Genomic DNA, 4,146 nt, shown 5'->3' on the forward strand with positions numbered 1-4,146 from the left:
AAAATGAAAAAAAAATTATCATCTACCACACCTCTACAACGCTTTATTAATCTGCTAAAATTAGATAAAAAAGATATTTATCAAGTTTTCTTTTATGCTGTTTTTTCGGGTATTGTGAGCTTGTCTTTACCATTAGGAATTCAAGCAATCATTAACTTAATTCAAGGCGGAAGAGTCAGTCTATCGTGGATTATATTAGTGATAGTTGTTATTCTTGGAGTAGCCTTTAATGGGGTTTTAAAACTCATGCAACTAAGAATTACCGAAAGTATTCAGCAAAAAATATTTATAAGATCCTCTTTTGAATTTTCCTACCGTTTTCCTAAAATCAAATATACCGAGTTTAATAATTCATACCCACCTGAATTAGCTAATCGTTTTTTTGATACACTTACGGTTCAAAAAAGCGTTGCCAAATTAATATTAGACTATTCGGAATCTCTTTTGCAAATAATCTTCGGATTATTATTACTGTCTATTTATCATCCGCTATTCATTCTTTTTGGAATAATATTGTTCATCGTTTTATTTTTAATTTTTAGAGTATCATTTCAACCGGGATTAAAAACAAGTTTAAAAGAATCAAAATACAAGTACAAAGTTGCCAATTGGATTCAAGAAATTGCACGCAATTATTTTGGATTTAAAAACAAAATAGAAACTGAATATGCACTCTCTAAAAACGACCTACTTGTTGCAGAATATTTAAAATCCAGAGAAAGTCACTTTCAAATTATAAAACAACAATTTATTCAATTAATCGGGTTTAAAATTTTAATTTCAGCTGGTTTGTTGCTTATAGGCGGCTATTTAGTAATCAATCAACAAATTAATATTGGTCAATTTGTAGCGGCTGAAATTATCATTTTGTTAATTATCAATTCCGTCGAAAAAATAATTGTAGGTCTAGAAACATTTTATGATTTATTAACCTCAATCGAAAAAATTGGGCAAATAGTAGATATGGATTTAGAGGAAAACACTACCGAAGAACACAACTATTGCTTCAAAAATATTTTATTTGAAATTGATAATTTAAATTTTTCATTTCCTGATTCCAATAAAAAAATAATTAACAATATTTCTTTAAAAATTAATCAAGGTGAAAATATTTATTTAGCAGGTAAAAACGGCTCAGGCAAAACAACATTTTTACGAATTTTAGCTGGTTTAATTCAAACCAACACCAATTCAATTTATATTAATGACGAAAATTATAAACGCATAAATATTGCTCAATATCGTTCACAAATTGGAGTAATTACCGCCGGTCAATCTACTTTTGCGGGTACAATTTATGAAAACATCACCTTTAATAATAAAAGCATTCAGCCTGAACGATTAAAATGGGTTTTAGAAAAAATAAAACTAACCGATGAAATAAAACAATTATCAAACGGTTTGGATGAAATGCTTTTAGCAGATGGGAAACAATTATCTTCCTCAACATCCCAAAAGATTTTATTGGCCAGAGCAATAATTAATTATCCAACTATTTTGTTTTTAGAGGAACCTTTTGAGAAGATGGACAGAGAGCAAGCCAACGAAATTATTGATTTTATTGTTTCTAAGGAAAATAATTGGACCGTAATTGTGACGTCTAAAAATGAGTATTGGAAACAAAAATGTGAACGAGTTATAACATTAGAAAAAGGAAAACTAATTTCTGACACCAAGGAACCATGCTAAATATCTCAAATAATATCAATAAAGCTAAACCAGACTTAACACGTTTTGAAACAATCAAACAGTTAGGTGAAAGACCCTACTTTAAATCTTTTAATCGAATATTAAAGTGGTTTTTGATTGGAAGCATTTTATTTTTGCTGCTACCTTGGACCCAAAACATTCAAGGCTCAGGATTTGTAACCACCGTTTCTCCTGAGCAGCGACCACAAACCATTCACACTGCGATTGCGGGAAGAATAGAAAAGTGGTATGTGGCAGAAGGCCAGTATGTAAACAAAGGGGACACCATTTTATTTATTTCAGAGATAAAAGATGACTATTTTGACCCAAATTTAGTAAAAAATACCGAAAGTCAAATGAAAGCAAAAATGCTTTCAGAGGGTTCGTACGAAGATAAAGCTAATGCTTTGTCTACACAAATCATGGCAATTGATCGGGAGCGAGTTTTAAAATTAGAGCAAGCCAGAAATAAAATTGAACAAGCCTATTTGAAAATCAAAAGTGACAGTATGGATTTAGAAGCTGTAAAAACACAACTTAAGATTGCTCAAATACAATTTAAACGATCGCAAGACTTGAATAAAGCAGGACTTAAAGCTGTAACAGACTTAGAGGAGAAACGCTTGAAACTACAAGATGCTGAGGCAAAAATCATCACACAACAAAACAAGTATTTAACATCTAAAAACGAATTAATTAACGCACGTGTTGAAATTAACAGAATTACAGCTGAATATTCGGATAAAGTTTCAAAAGCACGAAGTGATCGATATACAGCACTTAGCAGTCAATTTGACACCGAAGCACAAGTAAATAAATTACAAAATCAGGTGACCAATTACAAAATGCGAAATGAGCTTTATTACATTAAAGCCCCGCAAAATGGGTATGTCAACCGTGCTCTTCAATCTGGCCTTGGTGAAACAATAAAGGAAGGAACGCCCGTTGTAAGTATTATGCCTTCAAAATATGACATCGCAGTAGAAAGTTTTATTGACCCAATTGATTTGCCTTTGGTACACAAAGGTGAGAAAGTACGAATTTGGTTTGATGGTTGGCCTACCATTGTATTTAGCGGTTGGCCGAATACCTCTTATGGAACTTTTGGAGGTAAGATTGTTGCCATTGAAAATTTTATCAGTCCCAATGGGAAATACCGGATTTTAATCGCTCAAGATCCCGCAGACGCACCATGGCCCAAACAGTTAAGTATCGGTGCAGGAGCTCAAACTTTTGCATTATTAGACAATGTGCCTATTTGGTATGAGTTATGGCGAAAATTAAACGGTTTCCCTCCTGATTTTTATATTCCTAAACAAACCAATGCAACAAAAAAATAAAGGAATTATGAGAGCTACTATTGCCCTATTTTTAGTTTTTTCTTTTCTTTCTTATTCACAGGAGAACGCTGCTGATAGTATTTTGACTTTAGATGCCTACTTGGGATATGTCAAACAATTTCATCCTCTGGTAAAACAAGCAAATATTGAAGTAAGTCAGGCACAGTCAGAAATTATTGCCAGTCGAGGTGGATTTGATCCAAAAATTGAAGTAGATTATGAAAATAAACAGTTTAAATCGACGGAATATTATGATTTACTTACAACTACTTTTAAAATTCCAACATGGTATGGTGTTGAAATAAAAGCTGGTTTTGATCGAATGGAAGGGGATTTTTTAAATCCTCAAAACACTACGCCCGATAACGGATTAGCAAAACTGGGAATTTCAGTGCCTCTTGGTCAAGGCTTGCTAATAAATGATCGAATGGCTGATTTGAAAAAAGCTAAAATATTTGTAAATTTATCGAAAGCAGAACGTGATTTAGAAGTAGCTAATATTCTCTATTTAGCGTCTAACAGTTATTTCAATTGGTATAGAAACTACAATGAATACAAACTGTACCAAACTTTTTTAAAAAATGCAACTATACGATACGACGGTATAATTGGATTAATAGATGCTGGTGATAGGCCGGCAATTGACAGTGTAGAAGCCGGAATTTTGGTGAAATCGAGAAAATTAAATTTAGAACAAGCACGATTAAAATTAGTTAAATCAAAATTAGAACTTTCTAATTTTCTATGGTTTGAAAACAATTTACCCTTAGAATTACAAGATTTCATTACGCCGGAATCTGCCTTGGAAAAATCAATTGAAAATACCTTACGAACCAACGGTTTATTACTTGCAACCATTGATTTTGAAAATCATCCAAAAATAAAATCACTGCAAAACAAAGTCAGCATTTTAGAAGTAGATAAACGTCTTAAGGGAAATCTTTTATTACCTACCCTTAATTTGAATTACAATTATATATCAGAGCCCGAATTTGTTCGAGATTTTAATACCTTAAATTATCAATACGGTGTGAATTTTAGTCTTCCGTTATTTCTTAGAAAAGAACGTGGCAATTTTCAAGTAGCAAAATTTAAATTACAAGATGCTGAATTGGAT

Annotated in this window: 3 protein-coding genes; all 3 read left to right on the forward strand. The window is 32.0% G+C overall.

Annotation, left to right across the window (positions count from 1 at the left end; translation table 11 throughout):
* The first annotated feature begins 3 nt into the window (after nt 1–3).
* Nucleotides 4–1,689: a peptidase domain-containing ABC transporter gene (locus ACIQ2S_RS11805; protein WP_396176241.1), complete on the forward strand. Its 1,686-nt coding sequence runs from the start codon at nt 4–6 to the stop codon at nt 1,687–1,689.
* The gene (locus tag ACIQ2S_RS11810; RefSeq protein ID WP_396176237.1) at nt 1,683–3,029 is read left to right on the forward strand and encodes an HlyD family secretion protein; all 1,347 of its coding nucleotides are present in this window, start codon (nt 1,683–1,685) and stop codon (nt 3,027–3,029) included. Before ACIQ2S_RS11805 ends, ACIQ2S_RS11810 begins: the two co-directional genes overlap by 7 nt.
* The coding region (locus ACIQ2S_RS11815; protein ID WP_396176239.1) for a TolC family protein at nt 3,013–4,146 on the forward strand (1,134 nt) is incomplete at its 3' end. The genes ACIQ2S_RS11810 and ACIQ2S_RS11815, both read left to right, overlap by 17 nt.

The organism is Flavobacterium sp. (assembly GCF_044371705.1).
Taxonomy (GTDB): domain Bacteria; phylum Bacteroidota; class Bacteroidia; order Flavobacteriales; family Flavobacteriaceae; genus Flavobacterium.